Below are 19,192 nucleotides of genomic sequence, written 5' to 3' on the forward strand. Positions count from 1 at the left end.
GTCGGAAGCCCTTTGAGCCGCTCGTCAAAATACCCTTTCGGCGGCGAACTGCGCGATGTTCAGACCAAACCCCGGCATCTTCCCGTGGGTCAGGAAAAACAGGTCCCGGTAGCTCATCTTCAGCCGATACGGAACGCGCCCCATTTTCAACACGTCGTCATGACCACCGAACCAGCTGTTAGAGCGCACATAGAACGCCCGGCCCTCGCCCATGTCGCCAATGCAAAATGTGACCGGACGCAGTGCCTGGTTGGCCTCCTCGGCATCCATGCGGCCCATGTCGAGCGCGATCTGTCGTCCGACGAGTTCGGCTTGCTGGTGACCGATGCCGCCGATCTTGGGCATGGTTACCGATGCACAGTCGCCAGCAGCAAAAATTTCGGGGTGTTCTGGATTGCGCATCAGCAGATTGGTCCTGATGAAACCCCGGCTGTCGCAGATCGGCAGATCACGCAGGCATTCATGCGACACCCAGTCGGGCAGGATCAACTTGATTTCCGCCGCAAGCGTCTCTCCTCCGACGAACTCGATGCCCTCTGCGGTGAGTTGGGCAATGTCGGGCATGTTGTTGCGGTAGTGGATGCCCATACCGGTAATCATTCGCAGAAAGGCCTCGACGTTCTTGACACCGGCGTCCGCCGCGATCATCTCATCAGGCGTGAATACGGTGATCTTTTCCGGTGTTCCCCTGCCGGTGCGCGTGAGCCAACTCGCCATCGCCGTCGTCATCTCCAGGATAGGTCCCTCGCATGCCGCCTTCAGATAGGGGATGCTGCCGCCCGGATAGGGTTGCAGGCCCTCGGCACCGTCGCCCTGATGAAAGTGCGCCGCACCAATCACGATAGGCCCACCCCGGTAGCCGCCCTCGAACAGATACCGGCGCAGACGCTCACCGTGAAACAGATCCGAGACGGTATGCCCGTGCTCGGCAAAGCCGGGCAGGCGGTCATAGGCCAGATGGGCGCCCAAGGCAACCACGAGGTAGTCGTAGTGCAACGACTCGGAGGCTTCGCCCGGGCGTTCGAACGGAAGAAAGTTGACCATTCTGGCGTCGATATCCACGTGTTGGACCAGCGCTTGGATGAAGTGGATGTCGTCGGCCGCCAGCGCCGGCCGCAACTGCATGCGCTGGTGCAGCGACGGATCACGATTTTCGAACACGTCGGTGGCGATATTGGGCACGAATAGGAGATAGTCCTTGCGGTCGATCACCGTGATGTCCACGCTCTCACCCGCGTATTCACGGATTTTCTGCGCACTGGAAAGCCCGGCGAAATTGCCGCCGAGGACAAGCACATGTGGCTTAGTCGCGGTGTTCATAAGTATTTCTCCAACGCGAGACGCATCGATTTCGGAGAGTCCAGGGCAAGCGTAACCAACGCGCCAAGTCTTGACGTTGCCCCGCGCCTTGGCAGCCGTCGCAGTTGCGTCGCTTCGTTCGCGCACTTCCATACCCCCTAAAAGCTTATCGGGATCGTCAGCGGGTGCCTTGATGCGAATCAATCACGCTCGCAGTGATCCGCGATGTGCCGGGCGACGCACGAGACATCGGACGCAGCCCGATTAACATGAATTAAATTAACGTTAATCTCAAATAAGACCATTTTCATTCATGAAAAGAAGCCTCTATGATCGTCGTCATGATTTCATTCATCTGGCGGCAAGCGTCATAAGAGAACATGGCAAAGACACACAACCTGGGATTTCCGCGCATTGGCGCAAAGCGCGAACTGAAGTTCGGTCTGGAAGCGTATTGGAAGGGGCAATCGTCGCGCGACGATCTGAGCGCGCTCGGCGCGTCGCTGCGTTTGCGTCACTGGCAGGATCAGGCCGCCCTCGATCTAACGCCGGTCGGGGATTTCTCCTTCTATGATCAGGTCCTCGACATGAGCTTCACGCTGGGCAATCTGCCCGAGCGTGTGCAAGGCTTCCACGGCGACGCGCTCGACAACTACTTCCGCGTCGCCCGCGGACGATCCGCGCAGGGCGCCGACGCGCACGCGGCCTGCTGTGGCGGCGTCGCCGCCGGGGAAATGACCAAGTGGTTCGACACGAACTACCATTACATCGTCCCGGAATTCTCCGCTGCCACGACCTTTGCGCTCGACGCATCGCGTCTGGTCGAACAACTCGCGCAAGCCCACACGCTCGGCGTGAAGGCCAAACCCGTCATCGTCGGCCCGGTCACGTACCTGTGGCTCGGCAAGGCCAAGGACGACAGCGACAAGCTGGCATTGCTCCCGCGCCTGTTGCCGGTCTACGTCAAGCTGCTCGAGACGCTCGCGGCGCACGGCGTGGAATGGGTGCAGATCGACGAACCGATCCTCGTGACCGAACTGGGCGCCGAATGGCAAGCGGCCTTTGAGACGGCTTACGCCGCGCTCGCCGCCACCCCGGTCAAGCGCTTGCTCGCCACATACTTCGGCGAACTGCAAGAGAACCTGCCACTGGCCTGCGGATTGCCCGTCGACGGCCTGCATCTGGATGCCGTGAACGCCCGCGGCGAAGTCGCCAGGGTCATCGACGCCCTGCCCGCCGACCGGGTCGTGTCGCTTGGCGTGGTCAACGGCCGCAACATCTGGAAGTCCGACCTGGCCGCCGTGCTCGATTGGCTGGAGCCGGTCGCCCGGACGCTGGGCGATCGCCTGTGGGTCGCGCCGTCGTGCTCGCTGCTGCATGTGCCGGTAGATCTGGACAGCGAGCAGAAACTCGACACCGAAATCCGGTCGTGGCTGGCCTTCGCCAAGCAGAAGCTCGCCGAAGTGACGATCGTGGCGCGCGCCATCAACGAAGGCCGTGGCGCCGTGCGCGCCGAGCTGGCCGCCAATGCCACCGCGACCGCCAGCCGTCGTGCGTCGCCACGCGTGCACAACCCGGCCGTCAAGGCGGCGTTGGCGAACATCGAGGCGTCGTTGGGGCGCCGGCAGCACCCATACGCCGCGCGCGCCGAGAAGCAAGCCGCCGCATTGAACCTGCCGTGCTATCCGACAACGACGATCGGCTCTTTCCCGCAAACGTCGGAAATCCGGACCGCCCGTAGCCGCTTCAAGGCTGGCGAACTGGATCAAGCCGGCTATGTCGCTGCCATGCAGGCCGAAATCGCGCGCAGCGTGCGCGAACAGGAGGCCCTCGGCCTGGACGTGCTCGTGCATGGCGAGGCCGAGCGCAACGACATGGTCGAGTATTTCGGTGAGCAGCTCGACGGGTACGCCTTCAGCCAGTTCGGCTGGGTCCAGTCGTACGGATCGCGTTGCGTGAAGCCGCCTATCATGTTCGGGGATATCCGACGCCCGAAGGCCATGACCGTCGAGTGGATCCGGTACGCGCAATCCCTGACCCGCAAGCCGATGAAGGGCATGCTGACCGGCCCGGTCACGATCCTGAACTGGTCGTTCGTGCGCGACGATCAGCCCCGCTCGGTGTCGTGCTTCCAACTGGCGCTGGCGATCCGTGAGGAAGTGCTGGATCTGGAGCGTGCCGGCGTACGCGTGATCCAGATCGACGAGGCGGCGTTGCGCGAAGGCCTGCCACTGCGTCGCGCCCAGTGGCAGACGTATCTGGACTGGGCCGTCGAGTCGTTCCGCATCACGGCGAACGGCGTCCAGGACGACACGCAGATCCACACGCACATGTGCTATTCGGAGTTCAACGACATCATTGCGGCCATCGCCGACATGGATGCCGACGTCATCACCATCGAGACGTCACGCTCGGACATGGAACTGCTGGACGCCTTCGATTCGTTCCAGTACCCGAACGAGATCGGCCCGGGCGTCTATGACATCCACTCGCCGAACATCCCGACGCAGGCGCACATCGTGTCGCTCATGCGCAAGGCGGCCGAGCGCATTCCGCCCTCGCGCCTGTGGGTCAACCCGGACTGCGGTCTGAAGACACGCCAGTGGGCGGAAGTCATCCCGGCACTGCAAAACATGGTGGCCGCGGCCAAGACGCTGCGCACTCAGTGACCTGCCGCCCGGTGTACGGATGCGAAAGGATCCGCCACCGGGCAGTCCACTCCGACGGATGCACCGGCGCGCGCCGGCCCGCTCGCTTGCCTTCGTCGTTCGAACATCCCGATCCGCCACGAAATGACCGTAATGGCTGCCAGCGATGCCCAGAAACGACGTCGATGCGGTCTCGCTGTGACGACGTTACGTGAAAAAACCCTGCTAAGTCATTGATTGGCTATCGGTTTGCATGGCATAGTCGCGCGGGCGTACATCGTCGCGGACTAAGTTTCTCCTAATTCTCCCGCGCTATCGTGCGCCCGTGCCGTCCTGCGTGACTGGCAGGGTATCGAGCGTTCGTCCTTGTGGCGGCGCCGGGAAGCATTTGGAAAACCATGCGGATATTGCTCGTAGAAGACGACACCATGATTGGTGAGGCCATGATGCAGGCGCTCAAGGACGCCTCGTACGCGGCCGACTGGTGTCGCGACGGCGACGCCGCGCTGGCGGCGCTGGCCGCGCACGCCTACGATCTCATGCTGCTCGACCTCGGCCTGCCCGGGCGCGACGGCTGGGAGGTGCTGCGGGCGCATCGCGCGGCCGGAGGACGCACGCCGATCATCGTGGTGACGGCGCGCGACGGCGCGGACGACATTATCCAGGGGCTCGACCTCGGCGCCGACGACTTTGTCGTGAAACCCTTCGAAGTGGGCGAATTGCTTGCGCGCATGCGCGCCGTGACTCGCCGACAGGCGGGCGTTGCCGCGCCGGTGCTGACCAATGGCGCGCTGGTGCTCGATCCCGCAACCCATCAGGCGACTTACGGCGAGAGCCAGTGTGTCCTGTCGGCACGCGAATACGCCCTGCTGCACGCGCTGATGCTGCGTCCGGGCACGATCCTCTCGCGCGACGCGCTCGAGCACCGTCTGTACGGCTGGGGCGAGGAGATCGAGAGCAACATGATCGACTTCCTGATCCATTCGATTCGCAAGAAGCTCGGCGCCGATGTCATCCGCAATATCCGCGGTGCCGGCTGGCTGGTGCCCAAGCCATGATGCGTTCGCTGCAATCGCGCCTGGTGGTCACGCTCTCGGCCTGTGCGCTGGGACTGGGCATCATCGCGGGCTTCGTGTCCTACGCGACGGCCTTTCGCGAGGCGTACCGCTTCCAGGACGATCAACTGCTGCAGCTTGCCGCCCTCGTCGACACCCGCAATCTGGCCGAAGCGGACAGCGCCATGCATGGACTGCCGGTCGAGGATCACGACTACCGTCTGACGGTAAAGCGTCTCGGCGGCAGCTTCCCGGTCACACTGGCCGACGGTTTTCACACGGTCAGTACCGGCGACCACACGTGGCGTGCCTTCGTGCGCACCGTCGCGCCGGAACTGCGCATCGTCGTCGCCCAGCCGACGGAAGGACGCAACGAGATTGCCCGCAACAGCGGGCTGCGCACGGCACTGCCCTTCGTTGGATTCGTGCCGCTGCTCATTGGCGCTATCGTCTTGACCGTGCGACGCGCGTGGCGGCCGGTGCAGCGGCTGGCCGACGATGTCGACACCCGGCGCGATACCGATTTGCGCGGACTCGATGCACAGGACGCGCCCACGGAAATCGAGCCGTTCATCGTGTCGATCAACCGGCTACTGGCCCGGCTGGCCAAGGCGCTCGACGAGCAACGCCGGTTTGTCGCCGACGCCGCGCACGAGTTACGCTCGCCGGTGACCGCGTTGGTGATCCAGTCCGAGAACCTGGACCGGGCGCTCGACCCGGTGTCCCTCGATATCGAGACGCGCAACCGCCTGACCAAGCTCAAGAGCGGGCTGCGCCGCACGCGTGCGCTGCTTGAACAATTGCTGATCCTCGCGCGGGCCCAAAGCGCCCCGACGCTCGCCGCGACACCGCTCGTGCTGCTGCCTGCCGTACACGAAGCGCTCGAAGACGTGTTCGTGCTGGCGGACCGCAAGCGGATCGTGCTCGACCTGGTGGATACCTCCCAGGCAACACCCGGCCGTCCCGCCCTGAGTGTGACAGGGGCGAAACGCGATATCGTCACGCTGCTGAGCAATCTTGTTGGCAATGCCGTGCGCTATACGCCGGTGGGCGGCGCCGTCGGTGTGCGCCTGTCGGCCACGGCGACCGAGGTGGTCATCGACGTGATCGACTCGGGCCCGGGGATCGACGCCGACAAGCGCGAGCGCGTGTTCGATGCGTTCTACCGCGCGAGCGACCACCGTGAAGCCCGCGATCACGGCGGCGAAGGCACGGGCTTGGGCCTCGCCATCGTGCGCGCGATCGTCGACCGTCTCGGGGGTCGGGTAACGCTGCACGACGCCAGTCCGACACCCCCGCGCGGCCTGCATGTGCGTGTCACGCTGCCTGCCCCCACGCGGCCGGAGACGACCGGAGGCGGCCGGTAACGCCGGCCGCTGATTGTCATCCGCCACATTTACGATATTCACCCTATTCATCGAGACCGGAAACCTTCCATTCATGTCCATACGCCCTCAACGTGACGCCGGGTTGGAACCCTGGCCGATCTCTCCCGCCGCCCTGCTCTGGCTGGTGGCGATGTTCGCGCTGGTCTGGTTCGGCGTATTGAACCTGCGCCACCTGGTGCCCAGCGACGAAGGCCGCTACGCCGAAATGGCGCGCGAAATGCTGGCCACCGGCGACTGGGTCACCCCGCGCTACAACGGCTATCTGTACTTCGAGAAGCCACCGCTCCAGACCTGGATGAACGCGCTGACGTTCATGTTCTTCGGACTCGGCGACTGGCAGGCCCGTCTGTGGTCGGCATTGACCGGCTTCGGCGGCGTGCTGCTAGTCGGCTACACCGGCCGTCGCGTGTTCGGCGCGCGCGCTGGCTTCTTTGCCGCGCTTGCGCTGGCGAGCGCCCCGCTGTGGAGCCTGCTCGGCCACTTCAACGTGCTCGATATGGGCGTGTCGTTCATGATGGCGCTGGCGCTGTGCTCGCTGCTGCTGGCCCAACGCACGGGGCTCACCGACACGCAGGTTCGCAACTGGATGTGGCTGTGCTGGGCAGCGATGGGCCTGTCGATCCTGAGCAAGGGGCTGATCGGTGTAGTGTTGCCGGGCGCTGTCCTCATCATCTACACGTTGATTTCGCGCGACTGGGCCCTGTGGAAGCGCCTGCACCTCGCAAGCGGCCTGATCGTGATGCTCGCGGTCACCGTTCCATGGTTCGCCGCGGTCATGGCTCGCAATCCGTCGTTCTTCGACTTCTTTTTCATCAACGAGCACTTCAACCGCTTCCTGAAGCCGGATCACCATCGTCCCGGCGCGCTGTGGTACTTCGTGCCGGTGCTGATCATCGGCTTCCTGCCTTGGCTGTCGATGATCCCGCGCGTCGTCGCGGCGTCGCGCGCCGTGCCGCGTCAGGCCAACGGCTTCCGTCCGGTATTGATGCTCACGGTCTGGGCCGTGTTCATCTTCTGCTTCTTCTCGGTGTCGCACTCGAAGCTGCTGTCGTATGTGCTGCCGGTTGCGCCGGCCCTTGCGCTGCTCATCGGACTGGGACTCGCGGGGATTTCTCGCGAGTCGCTGCGCAAGCACCTTGCCGTGTCAGCCGTGCTGTTCGTGGCAACGATCGTGACGTGCCTGGTGTTTCTCTCGCATCACTCGGACAACCGCAACCCGGTCGAGGCCTACCGCGCGTTCTCGTACTACCTTTACGCGGCGAGCTTCGCCGGGTTGATCGGTCTCGGGATTGCCCGCTGGCTGAGCGCGCGCAGCACGAAGCAGGCGCTTATCGCCTTTGCGGGCGCGTGGCTGGCGTTCGCCATGATCGGCGGTTCCGGGCACGAGGCGTTCGGGCGCAGCAGTTCCGGCATCGATCTGGTACCGGCCGTGCGCGCGGAGATGGATCGCCTGGGACCGGACACGCCGTTCTACTCGGTCGGCACGCTCGACCACACGATGCCGTTCTACCTGCGTCACACGATGATCATGGTCGCGGTGCAGGACGAACTCGAATTCGGCATCTCGCAAGCGCCGGACAGCTGGATCCCGACGCTCGACAAGTTTGCCGACGTCTGGATGGCGGCGCCCAAGGCGCTCGCGCTGGTCGATCCGCAGAAGTTCACGGTACTCGAAACACTCGGCCTGCCGATGAAGGTCATCGCGCGAGACAACCGTCGCGTCATCATCGAGAAGCCGACGACCGAGACGCCGCCCGCCGCCAACTGAGTGCGGCCGCGTCGATAAAGCATGGCTGGGGGCAACACATTGCCGAAATGCACGGTGCCGTCGTGCCGTGCGCTTGTGAGCGAGACGGTGAGAACGGTATCCTTGCCGCATGAACCGTCGCACTCTCATCGCTCCCGAAGACGTTGAACTCACCGCCATGCGCGCCCAGGGCGCTGGCGGCCAAAACGTCAACAAAGTTTCCAGCGCCATCCATCTGCGCTTTGACGTGATGCGCTCGTCATTGCCTGACGAGGTCAAAACGCGTTTGCTCTCCCGCCTCGACCACCGCATCACGCAAGACGGCGTCATCGTCATCAAGGCACAACAGCACCGCTCGCAGGAACTCAACCGGGCCGATGCGCTCGCGCGTCTGCAGGCGCTGGTCGATGCGGCTGCCGTTGCGCCGCGTCGCCGTGTCCCGACCCGGCCCACGCTCGCCAGCCAAGTCCGCCGGCGCGATGCCAAACAGGTTCGCGCCCGCGTCAAGGCGACGCGCGGCAAGATCCACGCAAGTCGAGACGATTAATGATAGTCATCATGATCTTTTGAATAAAAAAGATCAGTTTTATTAGCTTTACTGGAAGCTCACGCGAAATAATGCTAAGATAAAGTATCTTTTTTGCAAAAAAGCATATCATGATGAGCTTCATTACTCCTTTGATCGTGGCGCGCAAAGCGGCCGGCCTGACGCAGGCGGAACTGGCGGATCAGGCGGGACTGTCGCGCATGACTGTGCAAAAGGTGGAGTCCAGCGCGTTCGATCCGCGCCTGTCGACCGTGCTCGAGATGGCGCGCGCCCTCGGTTTGGAGCCAATGCTGGTACCCGCGGGTCTGCGCCAGGAGGTCGAGGCCTTCCTTCGCTCCGGCGGAAAATACCTCGCGCAGCCCAGCGGCATTGCCGCCCCGCCCTCCATCGTCGAGACGCTTGCCGGCTGACCTGTCACGGGATCACGCCTCTGCCCATGAACATCAAATACCTGCGCGCCTATCTGCACATGCCCGACGGGACGCGTCGCGCCATCGGCTATCTGTCGCAATACGGCGACATCCTGCGCATGTCGTTCGACGAGGACTATATCGCCGACGCCCAGCGGCCAGCGCTCTCGCTCGCGTATCGCGGCGCCAGCGAAACGGCCACGCGCGCGATTCTCGCGGCGCCTCACGATGCGCGTCTCGTGCGCACCGACGGTCGCTGGCCCATGTACTTCGAGAATCTGCTCCCCGAAGGCCATAACCGCGAACGGCTCGCCGCCGAGCGACGCTGCAGCCCGGACGACGAATTCGAACTGCTTGCCGCCGCCGGTCACGACCTGATGGGCGCGCTCGAGGTTGAGCCCGTGCCCCTGCGTGAAGGCGTACCCGACGTCGTGCACCGCTGGCACACGGCGCTGGGCCTCGAAATGGTGGAGCCCGGTTTCGTCGATACCCCTGTGGAAGATGCCGCTTCGCTGCCCGGCGTGGTGACGAAGTTCTCGGCCGTTCGCGATGGACGGCGCTATGTCGTCAAGCGTCAGGGGCGCGCGGGCTCGGTCATTCTGAAGTTGCCGACGACGCGTCACCCGGATCTCGTGGAGAACGAATTCACAGGCTACCGGCTGTGCGAGGCCCTCGGTCTGGATTGTGCGAAGGCGGAGATCATCTCGCGACGCGACGCCGACTTGCCCGAACAGGTGCCGTTCGAGCACATCCTCGCCGTGCCGCGCTTCGATCGGCTGCCCGACGGGCGCCGGGTGCATATGGAAGAATTCGCGCAGGTGCTCCAGTATCCGCCGCGCAGCAAGTACGGGCGCGGGCTCGATATCGACTATACGACGATGCTGCGGGTGCTGGATCAGTTGTCCGCTCAACCGGTGCGCGACGTGCGCGAGTTCTTGCGTCGTCTGGTCGCCTTCATCCTGCTCGGCAATACCGATGCCCACCTGAAAAACTGGGCCGTAATCTATCCCGACGCCCACACGCCCCAGTTGGCGCCAGTCTACGACCCCGTGTGCGTCGCCGCCTTCTTTCACGACGTACCGGCATCGCATTACGGCGTGAACCGAGCCATCGACAAGACATTGCGAGCGTTCGACTGGCAGGCCCTCGACGCGTTGCTCAAGGGGGCCGGAATGCTGCGCGTGAGTCGCTTGAGCGCGATTGCGCGCGAGACCGTTCGCGACGCCCAGGCGCAATGGCCGGCACTGCTCGCCGATGCCCCGGGCGCCGTGCGCGCCACGGTACTCGAACGTCTGAACGGCGGCGTGGCCCTCACCGCCTGACCGGCGCCGCCGCCATCATCCGCCGGCTTATCGCGTCTTTCGATGGGCGTCGTGGCGCGCCCAGAGGAACATCAGCATGCCGGCGCACGACAGCGAGACACCGACCCAGCCGGTCGACGTCCAGCCATAACCCGCAGAAATCGCGACGCCGCCGAGCCAAGCGCCAGCGGCGTTGGCCAGATTGAACGCCGAATGGTTGAGCGCCGCCGCAAGCGTCTGGGCGTCGCCCGCCACGTCCATCAGACGAATCTGCAACGCCGGTCCGATGATGATGATCGTGCCGATGGCAAGCACATTGACACCGGCCAGCCAAGGGCTCGACGACGTGAACGTGAAGGCCCCGAGCAACAGGGCGGACCAGATCAGTGTGCCGCCGATGGCGCGCATGAGCGATGCGGCCGCCACCAGACGCGGCCCAACGACCGTGCCGGCGACCATGCCGACGCCAAACAGCGCAAGGTAGAACGGCACCCACGCTTCGGGAACGCCCGCGACTTGCATGAGCGTCGGCTTGATGTAGCTGAACACCGCGAACATGCCGCCAAAGCCGATCGCCCCGATGCCCAGCGTGAGCCATACCTGGGCGTTACGCAGCGCGTTCAACTCGCGCATCGGACTCGCGCCATGCGGTGCCGGCGCATTCGGGACCCAGCGCCACACCATCACGGCCGTCAACGCGCCGATAAGGCCGACGAGGACAAACGCGGCGCGCCAGCCGAGCCACTGCCCGAGTCCGGCGGCCAGCGGCACCCCGAAGAGCGTGGCGAGCGTCAGGCCCAGCATGATCTGCCCCACCGCGTGCACGCGGCGATGCGGCGGCACGAGCGAAGCGCCCACCAGCGAGGCGACACCGAAGTAGGTGCCGTGCGGCAAGCCGCTCAGAAAACGCAACACGATCAGCGAGAGGTAACTGGGTGCGAGGGCGCTGGCCAGGTTGCCGATGGCGAACATCGCCATCAGCGCGATCAAGAACGCGCGCCGCGGCAGACGCACCCCCAGCACCGCCAGCAAAGGTGCGCCGATCACGACCCCCAGTGCGTAGGTACTGATGGCGTGTCCGGCTTGCGGAATGGTGATGTTCAGGCCCTGGGCAACGTCGGGGAGCAGCCCCATGATCACGAATTCACCGGTTCCAATCCCAAAGCCGCCCATGGCAAGCGCCACGAACGAGAGCCAGACGGGAATGGACGACGGAGGCAACGCTTCGGCCGCCTGAGCGGGCAGGATTTGAGGGGCACTCATTGGGATTCGGTCATGACAGCCAGTCCGGGACTGGCAAGGTTGTCGGCAACGACAAGGGAAGCGGTATCAGGCGCGGCTCGATGTCGAGGTCAGACTCTCGTCGCAGCCCGCCGTTCAAGGCGGCCGATTTTACGCCAATGCAATGAATTCTGCACTCTGCTCATCAGCACGGCGCGCGACGGCCTGGATGGCGGGTTGAGGTCGCAGACAGGACTCACGGCTTCGCAGCGATCGCCGCCGCGCCCCTCCCCACCGCCCCCGTCTTGCTGACGAGCGGCGCGAGTGTCGGTCCGAGGGACTTCAGGAGCTGGACGGCCATCGCGCTCGTATAGGTGTAGCGTGCCGCATACGGCTCGTGCACGTAGGCGCTCAACGTGCCGTAGAAGCGATTGCCGATCATGAACACGAAGGTCGCCGTGCGGTTGACCTTGCGCGACTCGATGAGCCGTGCGCCGCGCGCGTAGACGTTGAAACGCTGGTCGCCGGTGCCGGTCTTGCCGTAAACCTCGAGCATGCGGCCCGGGCCGAGCGGCAGGCCGTCCGCGAGGCGCTTGCCAGTGCCACCCGTCACGACGTCACGCAGCAGGCCCCGGACGACGTCGACGATGGCGGGCAAAATCACTTCCTGCCCCGCGTCAAACGCATGGGCAAAATGCGTCTCATAAGGCGTGGCGGTGGCGAACGTGAGCGAACTCAGGCTTTCCTGCTGCACCTTTCGGCCGTCGTTGGCGATGATGCCCATTAGTTTCGCGAGCGCGGCTGGCCGGTCGCCCGCGGCGCCGATGGCGCACCCATAGGACGGCGTGATGCTCATGAATGGATAGCCGAGCGCCCGCCACGCGCGCACGATTGGGGCATAGGCCTGAAGCTCGATCGTTTCCCGGATTCGGCGGTCTTGGGTGGCGTGAAAGCGCGTCTTGAAGAGCCACGAATACGATTCGAGACGCACGTCGCGGCTCGCGTCGCGCAAGTCGCTCTCGGTGGCTTGCGGATGGGCGCGACGGTAGGCGAGCAGCCAGAGCTCGACCGGATGCACGCGCGCGAGATAAGCGCGGTCATTGAGGTCGAACTTGTCTGGTCCGTACTTCGCGTATAGCCTCGCCATCTCTTCGGCGCTCATTGAGGCCGCCGGCGTGCCCTTCAGCGCCGCGCGCATCTGGCCCTCGAACCAGACCGGCGAGGCGCCGGGCGCCACGCTGCGCAGGGCTGCCGCGAGCCTGACGGGCGACTTGGGTATGCCCGCGACGAGCTTCGCGACCGCCCCGTCGGCCGCAAGCCCCGCATACCTTTTATTGAAGCGGTCGAGGAAGACCAGGCTCTCCTCGTCGGCAAAGCGTGTCAGATACCGCTGCCGCAGTGCCGGATCAGTGAGCCAGTGCGCCGACGGCCCCGCCTGCCTGACCATCTCGTAGTGGACAATGTCGCGCATGAGCCTCACGAACACGAGGTTGACCGAGCGCTGGAACGCTTCGTGCACGGTCAGGATGCGGCCGTTGTCGGCGGACTCGAAGTTCGAGAACGCCTGTTCGCCGCTGCCAGTGTGAAAGACTTCGCCGGGATTGGCCGAGTACTTGCGTTCGACGGCGGCCGCCAGCATCGCCGGCAGCGAGCGGTCAGTCGTGTGCGCAACATAGTTGACCGCCCAGGATGTCAGTGCGTCGAGCGGATCGGGCTTCACGCGCGCGAGTTCGGGCGGTGTGAGCGAAGCGTAGTGCGCGTGGAGATCGGAGACGATCTGCAGATACAGGATGAGGGTGCGCAGCTTCGCGGTCGATCCGAGATTGAGGCGGGCACCCTGGTTGATGTCGAAAGGCTCGTTCACGGTGTCGGTTTGCACGCGCAGCACATTCTCACCGCGGTGGCGCTCGTAGAGTGAGAAGCTGAATGCAATCTTCGCGGGATCGTCGCCGGGACGCAGCATCTCGAAGCCATAGAGGCCGGCCTGCTGCGCGCCAGCCACGGTTTGTGCACGCTCGAGCCGCTTGCTGACGGCTTGCTGGACCGCATCGGCGAGTGTCGAGGTGGCAATGAGGTCGAGATGATCGAGCTCGTAGGTATTTTTGAGGCCGAGTGTCTCGAGCAAATGCGCGCGCAATACCGAAATCGCCTTACGCTTGACGAACGGGATTGCCGGCGCGGTAGCCAGGCCGTGCCGCACATCCAGGGGCTGACCGAGCGCGGCGTCGCGCAACTGCGCCGAGATGACATGGTTGTTGGCAAGCAGCCGCAGGTAACTGTCAGTCAGCTTCTCGAGCGCTGCATTGTCCTTTGTAAGGAAATACGACGGTGCGCGTTGCGCGATCAGGAGCGAGAGCACCTGCTTGAATGCGAGCGCTTCGTTGGTGAGTCTGGCGGTGGCGCGCGATGCGGTCTGCCCGGCAGAGTCCGTGCCGATCGCCGCGAGCAGCCGGTTGACCTCTTCGAAGTCGCGGCCGTACCAGTGCGCCAGCCCGTCGCCGATGCCTTCGATCTCGCCGCTGTCGGGCTGCGCGCCAAGCGGCTCCGTATTCAGGTATGTGACGAGGATCCTGCGGCGTGCCGGGAGCGTCCGTTCACCGCCGAGATAGGCACGGAACGCAGCCGAGACCATCTGCCGGAGCTTCTCGGGCGGGTTGACGGTACGCCCCCCCGGCGAGTGACGATATTTCTCGATCTGGGTTGCGAGCGTGCTGCCGCCGGGCATGGCATGGCGATGGAGCACGTGTTTGAGTGCCAGATCGACGACGGCGAGCGAGAAGCGCTTCCAGTTGATCGCGGGGTTGAGGTACGGTTCAGCGGCGTCGAGCAGCGACCGGTCTTCGATGAAGGTCAGCGCATCGGCAACAAGCGGCGGTACAGCGTCGAAATTGGCGTAGGTGCGCAACGGGTAGCGCACCCTGTAAAGCGGCGCTCCGCTCGCGTCGAAGAGCTGAAGGCCGGCTTGGGCCTTCTCCTCATAGGGAACGAAGAATCCCTGGTCGGCGAGGCGGGCCATCGTGGCTGAGTCGCGCGCCTGCGCCGTTACGACGAAGCCACGTGCGGTGAGGCGAGCGGTAAACTCGGGTAGTCGCTCATAGCCCATTCGGAGGTCGTAGGGACCGCCGTGGGAAGGGAAGCGGATGGTGTCGCTCGGGCCTCGCACAACGCTGAAGGAAACTTGGCGATCAAGTGCCGCAAAGTACTTCGCCTGCAGGCGCGAAGTCTGCATCTCGAGCGCGAGGAAATAGGCCACGCAGGCGCACAGTGACGCGACCGCGAGGAAGAAAAGCCATTTCAAACGTATGCCAAACGGCGTTGTCGCAACGGCGCGCAATGTCGAATTGGCGAGCGGGCGGTTCATGTCAGTTCCAGAGGACGCCTGCATGCAAGCGGCGTGGCAGTTGACGTCCAGCGTGTCCAGTGTCGCGCTTGTGAATACTAGTTTAATCACGCCCGATCGCCGGTGCATTGGGGGAAGCCTGCAGCAAGTCTGGCATTCGTCTGTCGACAGACTGGGCTGCAGCCGGTGGTGGGCCTGGCAGCGATTTCGGTCTGCAACACCATCCGCACCAGACTCACGACGGCAGTCGTAGCCATCGATATCCGGACCGCGAGCGCCACCGTTACCGGGGACGCAAATTCGTCCTGGGGTGGTGCGACGCCCCACACCGCTCCAGACGATCAGCGTCATGCGCTCGAACGTCACTTGCTCATGCCACAACGCGATGGTTGACATGTGGGCGTAATCATTCAGGTGCCGCGCGACGATACCTTTCACCGCGCCGACGGGGAAATGGGCCACCAAGATTGACGCAGTGCGAGGAAATTCCGCGGAAATCAGGCAAAATCGAGGGCTGCCGTATTCTGCCCCCTACTGGCACACGAACTCGTGACCCCGACACGTCCGAGACGTCGTGATCCGGATGGGTGGCCCCACCCACACGTGGTGTGCGCGACGCCACGTGCCCGGTCGGCGGACATGGACGGATTATTCCCTTTGGCATTGGCGTGTCGAGCCTCGGCACGACGTGCCCGGACATCGGCGGATTCCCCGCGCTCACGCCGCCGGCCGGAATCGGTGGCGTGTTGTCAGAAAAATTCCTACGCGACCCTCAACTATCGGTTGCGCTTGCCGATAACCAGTTAAGCAGGACTTTTCGGTCGGTTCTCATATGTCCAGTTCGTACAGTGGTTGGCTCGTTGCACTATCGCTCGCAGTTGCCGTGCTCGCGTCGTACACGGCGCTCGACCTATCGGGTCGCATCTATCTCATGACGCACCGTGGCATGCGCCACGCATGGCTCACCGTGGGCGCCGCAGCGATGGGCATCGGCATCTGGTCGATGCACTTCATCGGCATGCTCGCGCTGTCGCTGTCGCCCACCTGGTCGCCGCTGGGATCGCACGTCACCGTCGCGCTCGGATACGACCCAGCCATCACAGCGGCCTCGCTCGGCATTGCCATCGCCATCTCGTGGGCCGCGCTCTGGCAGATCGCCCGCGAACGCATCACCAAGCGGCGGCTGGTCACCGCGGGCATCACGCTCGGCCTCGGGATCGCGGCCATGCACTACACCGGCATGGCCGCCATGAAGATGAACCCCGGCATCGAGTACGATCCAGGACGCCTTGGCGCGTCAATCGTGATCGCGATTGCGGCAGCCACGGCGGCGCTGTGGATCGCGCGCACGCTGCGCGACGGCAGTCTGCGCTACGTCATGGCCAAGCGCGTCGGCGCCGCCGGGGTCATGGGGCTGGCCATCACGGCCATGCACTACACGGGTATGTCGGCCGCCAACTTCGCTCCGGGCGCGATCTGTGGTGCGGCCGGCGGAGTGAGTTCCCAGTGGCTGGTGACGACCGTCAGCCTGTTTACCTTCCTGATGCTCGTCACCACCCTGCTCGTCTCACGTCTGGACGCCCGTACAAGTTTCCTTGCCAACTCCGTTCTGCAACTGAACTCGCAGATCGCCCGCATGGCGACCTACGATGCCCTGACCGACCTGCCCAACCGCCGCGCGCTGCATGATTCCGCCGCCCGCATGCTCGTGAACTCGCGTCGCGACGAACGCCGTTTCGCGGTGCTGTTCATGGATCTGGATGGCTTCAAGACCATCAACGACTCGCTCGGCCATAACGTGGGCGACGACGTCTTGCGCGCATTCGCCAAACGCCTTCGCAAGAACGTCAATGGCGACGACGTAGTCGCCCGGCTGGGCGGCGACGAGTTCGTGGTGCTGCTCGGCTCCCTGTCGTCGCCGGCGGTTGCGGGTCGCGTGGCGCAACGCCTGCTCGACGACATGCGCGATGGGCTGCGCGTGGGCAACCAGTCGCTGCATGTCATGCCCAGCATCGGCGTGGCCGTGTTCCCGGACGACGGCGACACCATCGACGTGTTGCTCAAGCACGCCGACACGGCCATGTACGAAGCCAAGCGCGCCGGGCGCGGCATCTACCGCTACTTCGAACCGGGCATGAATGCCGCCGCCCAGCGTACCTGGGAGATCCAGCAGGCGTTGCACGATGCGGAGCACGAGCAATACTTTTCGCTTCACTTCCAGCCGAAATACCGGGGCGACACCGAGGCGCTGGCGGGTGCCGAGGCCTTGCTCCGACTGTCTCATCCCACCTTCGGCGAACTGCAACCGACCGACTTCATCCCGGTGGCCGAGCGCACGGGCCAGATCGTACCGATCGGCTATTGGGTCGTGCGAGCCACCTGCCAGCAGATCAACGAATGGGACGCCGCGGGCCTGCCGCCGGTCAAAGTCGCGATCAACCTTTCGCCGCGCCAGATGGCGCAGACGCAACTGGTGGACAACATCGTGCAGATCGTGCATGAGGCGGGCATCGCCTGTGACCGGCTCATGTTCGAAATCACCGAGACGGTGGCAATGTTCGATGCCCAGCACACGATCGACGTGATCCGTGCGTTCCAGGAGCAGGGTTTCGAAGTGGCCATCGACGATTTCGGCACGGGCTATTCGAGCCTGGCGTACTTGCAGCGCTTTCGCGTCAAGCAGTTGAAGATGGATCGCTTTTTCACGAGCGGGCTGGACACTTGCGGCCGCGAGGGCAGCGCCGTCGTCTCCGCCATCATTGCCCTGGCGCACTCGCTCGACATGGATGTCGTGGCCGAAGGGGTCGAAACGGCGTCGCAGCGCGAGGCGCTCAAGACCCTTGATTGCGACGAGCTGCAAGGCTTCCTGCTGGGCAAGCCCTTGACGGGTGACGCCTTCGCCCGGCTGCTGTCGGCGCTGCCGCGCGTACCGGGTGCGGCGGCGATGGCCTGAGCAGCCCTCCACGCGCGCCCGACCGCGAGGGGGCCGGAACGCCCGGCAGAGGCGATGCCGGCTCGAACGACGGTGCTACTTCACTGGGGTCAGGATCGGCGCACCCTGGTTCTTGATCAGGAACACGACAAACTTGGCAGGCCGCGTGGCGCTGGCATTGCGCCCGACGGTATGAATGTCGTTGGGTCCTTCGTGAAAGGTATCGCCAGCCTTGAGGGTCACCGTTTTGCCGCCCTTGACGCCCATGACGATGCTTCCGTCGAGCACATAGACGAATGCTTGCGCGTCATGCCGGTGCACGGGATCGACCGCGCCTGGCGGATACTCCACGACGATCATCTGCACTTCCTTGCCCGGGAATTCCGGCAACGGCGTCAAGCGCAGCGGCACGACATGCGCCTCGGGTGCGGCCGTGACCGGGCGCGCGACCATCAGGCACAGACACATCAGGGCTGCGCCCAAGAAAACCATCCGCTTCATAAACTTCGCTCCTCTCGATGGGCCATGCCCCTCCAGAACAATCAACCTTCGCTCACTTGGGCGAGCCACTGGTCGAGACCGATACGGCCAATCCGCGCGTCGCCGAGCGGGACAAGCGACAGTTCGTCGACGATGCCGCCGTAGTACCGTGCATTGGAATCTGTCACAACCGGGCGCGCGTCGCCCTTCGCATTCAGATAGCGCGCGATGATCTCAGCCAGAGATGCACGGTCCGGGCCGGCGATGTCCATCGTCGCGTTCAGCGGCGCCGCGAGTGCGACCTGCGAGAGGATTTCCGCGATGTCGTTCGCAGCGATCGGCTGAAACAATCCGTCGCCGACGCGCACCGTGCCACCGTCCGTGCTGAAATCCGCAATGCCGCCGATGAATTCCATGAACTGCGTAGCGCGCACGATGGTGTACGGCACACCGGCGGCTTCGACCGCCGCTTCCTGCGCGACCTTGGCGGTGAAATACGCGTTCTCCGGCATGCGGTCCGTGCCGACGATTGACAACGCAACGTGATGGCGCACACCGGCGGCCACCTCGGCCTTGCCGAGATTGCGAGCCGACGTGCGAAAGAAGTCGAGCACGGCTTGAGGCTCCCACGACGGTGCGTTCGTGACATCCACGACGACGTCAGCGCCGATGAGGGCGGCGCCCAGACCTTCGCCCGTCACGGTGTTGACGCCGGTACGCGGGGATGCAGCGAGCACTCGATGGCCTGCCTCGCCGAGCAGGGTAACAAGACGTGAGCCGATCAGGCCAGAACCACCGATTACCACGATCTTCATGGCAGATTC

Annotated in this window: 13 protein-coding genes; 8 read left to right on the forward strand and 5 right to left on the reverse strand. The window is 64.4% G+C overall.

What is annotated here, in order from left to right; genetic code table 11:
* Nucleotides 1-24: 24 nt before the first annotated feature.
* Nucleotides 25-1,320: an NAD(P)/FAD-dependent oxidoreductase gene (locus PTE31013_RS17630; RefSeq protein WP_150614070.1), complete on the reverse strand. Its 1,296-nt coding sequence runs from the start codon at nucleotides 1,318-1,320 to the stop codon at nucleotides 25-27.
* Nucleotides 1,321-1,679: 359 nt separating this feature from the next.
* Here PTE31013_RS17630 and metE point away from each other — a divergent pair, with 359 nt between their 5' ends.
* From metE to PTE31013_RS17665, 7 genes are all read left to right on the forward strand, one after another.
* Nucleotides 1,680-3,968: a 5-methyltetrahydropteroyltriglutamate--homocysteine S-methyltransferase gene (gene metE / locus PTE31013_RS17635; RefSeq protein WP_150614071.1), complete on the forward strand. Its 2,289-nt coding sequence runs from the start codon at nucleotides 1,680-1,682 to the stop codon at nucleotides 3,966-3,968.
* A 377-nt stretch (nucleotides 3,969-4,345) separates the two neighbouring features.
* Complete coding sequence (locus tag PTE31013_RS17640; protein ID WP_150614072.1) at nucleotides 4,346-5,005, forward strand: response regulator transcription factor; 660 nt, start codon at nucleotides 4,346-4,348, stop codon at nucleotides 5,003-5,005.
* Nucleotides 5,002-6,369: a sensor histidine kinase gene (locus tag PTE31013_RS17645; RefSeq protein ID WP_150614073.1), complete on the forward strand. Its 1,368-nt coding sequence runs from the start codon at nucleotides 5,002-5,004 to the stop codon at nucleotides 6,367-6,369. The genes PTE31013_RS17640 and PTE31013_RS17645 overlap by 4 nt, the downstream gene beginning before the upstream one ends.
* Nucleotides 6,370-6,442: 73 nt before the next feature.
* Complete coding sequence (locus PTE31013_RS17650) at nucleotides 6,443-8,158, forward strand: glycosyltransferase family 39 protein (protein WP_150614074.1); 1,716 nt, start codon at nucleotides 6,443-6,445, stop codon at nucleotides 8,156-8,158.
* 109 nt (nucleotides 8,159-8,267) lie between these two features.
* A complete protein-coding gene (arfB, locus tag PTE31013_RS17655) occupies nucleotides 8,268-8,684 on the forward strand; it encodes an alternative ribosome rescue aminoacyl-tRNA hydrolase ArfB (RefSeq protein WP_150614075.1) in 417 nt (138 codons plus the stop codon).
* Between the two features lie 113 nt (nucleotides 8,685-8,797).
* Nucleotides 8,798-9,094, forward strand: coding sequence for a helix-turn-helix transcriptional regulator (locus tag PTE31013_RS17660; protein ID WP_246174667.1), 297 nt, complete (start codon nucleotides 8,798-8,800; stop codon nucleotides 9,092-9,094).
* A gap of 20 nt (nucleotides 9,095-9,114) precedes the next feature.
* Entirely contained in the window at nucleotides 9,115-10,416 is a 1,302-nt protein-coding gene (locus tag PTE31013_RS17665; RefSeq protein ID WP_150614077.1) for a type II toxin-antitoxin system HipA family toxin, read from the forward strand.
* A gap of 27 nt (nucleotides 10,417-10,443) precedes the next feature.
* On the opposite strand, the gene PTE31013_RS17670 is transcribed toward PTE31013_RS17665, so the two are convergent.
* A complete protein-coding gene (locus PTE31013_RS17670) occupies nucleotides 10,444-11,658 on the reverse strand; it encodes an MFS transporter (RefSeq protein ID WP_150614078.1) in 1,215 nt (404 codons plus the stop codon).
* Nucleotides 11,659-11,872: 214 nt separating this feature from the next.
* On the reverse strand, nucleotides 11,873-14,977 hold the full coding sequence (locus tag PTE31013_RS17675; protein WP_150614079.1) for a transglycosylase domain-containing protein: 3,105 nt from the start codon (nucleotides 14,975-14,977) through the stop codon (nucleotides 11,873-11,875).
* A gap of 811 nt (nucleotides 14,978-15,788) precedes the next feature.
* On the opposite strand from PTE31013_RS17675, the gene PTE31013_RS17680 reads away from it, so the two are divergent.
* The gene (locus PTE31013_RS17680) at nucleotides 15,789-17,909 is read left to right on the forward strand and encodes a putative bifunctional diguanylate cyclase/phosphodiesterase (protein WP_150614080.1); all 2,121 of its coding nucleotides are present in this window, start codon (nucleotides 15,789-15,791) and stop codon (nucleotides 17,907-17,909) included.
* 75 nt (nucleotides 17,910-17,984) lie between these two features.
* Here PTE31013_RS17680 and PTE31013_RS17685 read toward each other — a convergent pair whose 3' ends face one another.
* Together PTE31013_RS17685 and PTE31013_RS17690 are read right to left on the reverse strand one after the other, a co-directional pair.
* Complete coding sequence (locus PTE31013_RS17685; protein WP_150614081.1) at nucleotides 17,985-18,389, reverse strand: cupin domain-containing protein; 405 nt, start codon at nucleotides 18,387-18,389, stop codon at nucleotides 17,985-17,987.
* 41 nt (nucleotides 18,390-18,430) lie between these two features.
* A complete protein-coding gene (locus PTE31013_RS17690) occupies nucleotides 18,431-19,183 on the reverse strand; it encodes an SDR family oxidoreductase (protein ID WP_150614082.1) in 753 nt (250 codons plus the stop codon).
* Between the last annotated feature and the right edge of the window lie 9 nt (nucleotides 19,184-19,192).

The organism is Pandoraea terrigena, assembly GCF_902459705.1.
GTDB lineage: Bacteria > Pseudomonadota > Gammaproteobacteria > Burkholderiales > Burkholderiaceae > Pandoraea > Pandoraea terrigena.

Excerpts from the sequence above, each read along its gene's own strand:
- PTE31013_RS17640 (WP_150614072.1), top strand. The coding sequence starts at position 4,346 with ATGCGGATATTGCTCGTAGAAGACGACACCATGATTGGTGAGGCCATG.
- PTE31013_RS17645 (WP_150614073.1), top strand. The coding sequence starts at position 5,002 with ATGATGCGTTCGCTGCAATCGCGCCTGGTGGTCACGCTCTCGGCCTGT.
- PTE31013_RS17685 (WP_150614081.1), bottom strand. The coding sequence starts at position 18,389 with ATGAAGCGGATGGTTTTCTTGGGCGCAGCCCTGATGTGTCTGTGCCTG.
- PTE31013_RS17660 (WP_246174667.1), top strand. The coding sequence starts at position 8,798 with ATGAGCTTCATTACTCCTTTGATCGTGGCGCGCAAAGCGGCCGGCCTG.
- metE (WP_150614071.1), top strand. The coding sequence starts at position 1,680 with ATGGCAAAGACACACAACCTGGGATTTCCGCGCATTGGCGCAAAGCGC.
- PTE31013_RS17670 (WP_150614078.1), bottom strand. The coding sequence starts at position 11,658 with ATGAGTGCCCCTCAAATCCTGCCCGCTCAGGCGGCCGAAGCGTTGCCT.
- arfB (WP_150614075.1), top strand. The coding sequence starts at position 8,268 with ATGAACCGTCGCACTCTCATCGCTCCCGAAGACGTTGAACTCACCGCC.
- PTE31013_RS17650 (WP_150614074.1), top strand. The coding sequence starts at position 6,443 with ATGTCCATACGCCCTCAACGTGACGCCGGGTTGGAACCCTGGCCGATC.
- PTE31013_RS17630 (WP_150614070.1), bottom strand. The coding sequence starts at position 1,320 with ATGAACACCGCGACTAAGCCACATGTGCTTGTCCTCGGCGGCAATTTC.
- PTE31013_RS17675 (WP_150614079.1), bottom strand. The coding sequence starts at position 14,977 with ATGAACCGCCCGCTCGCCAATTCGACATTGCGCGCCGTTGCGACAACG.
- PTE31013_RS17680 (WP_150614080.1), top strand. The coding sequence starts at position 15,789 with ATGTCCAGTTCGTACAGTGGTTGGCTCGTTGCACTATCGCTCGCAGTT.
- PTE31013_RS17690 (WP_150614082.1), bottom strand. The coding sequence starts at position 19,183 with ATGAAGATCGTGGTAATCGGTGGTTCTGGCCTGATCGGCTCACGTCTT.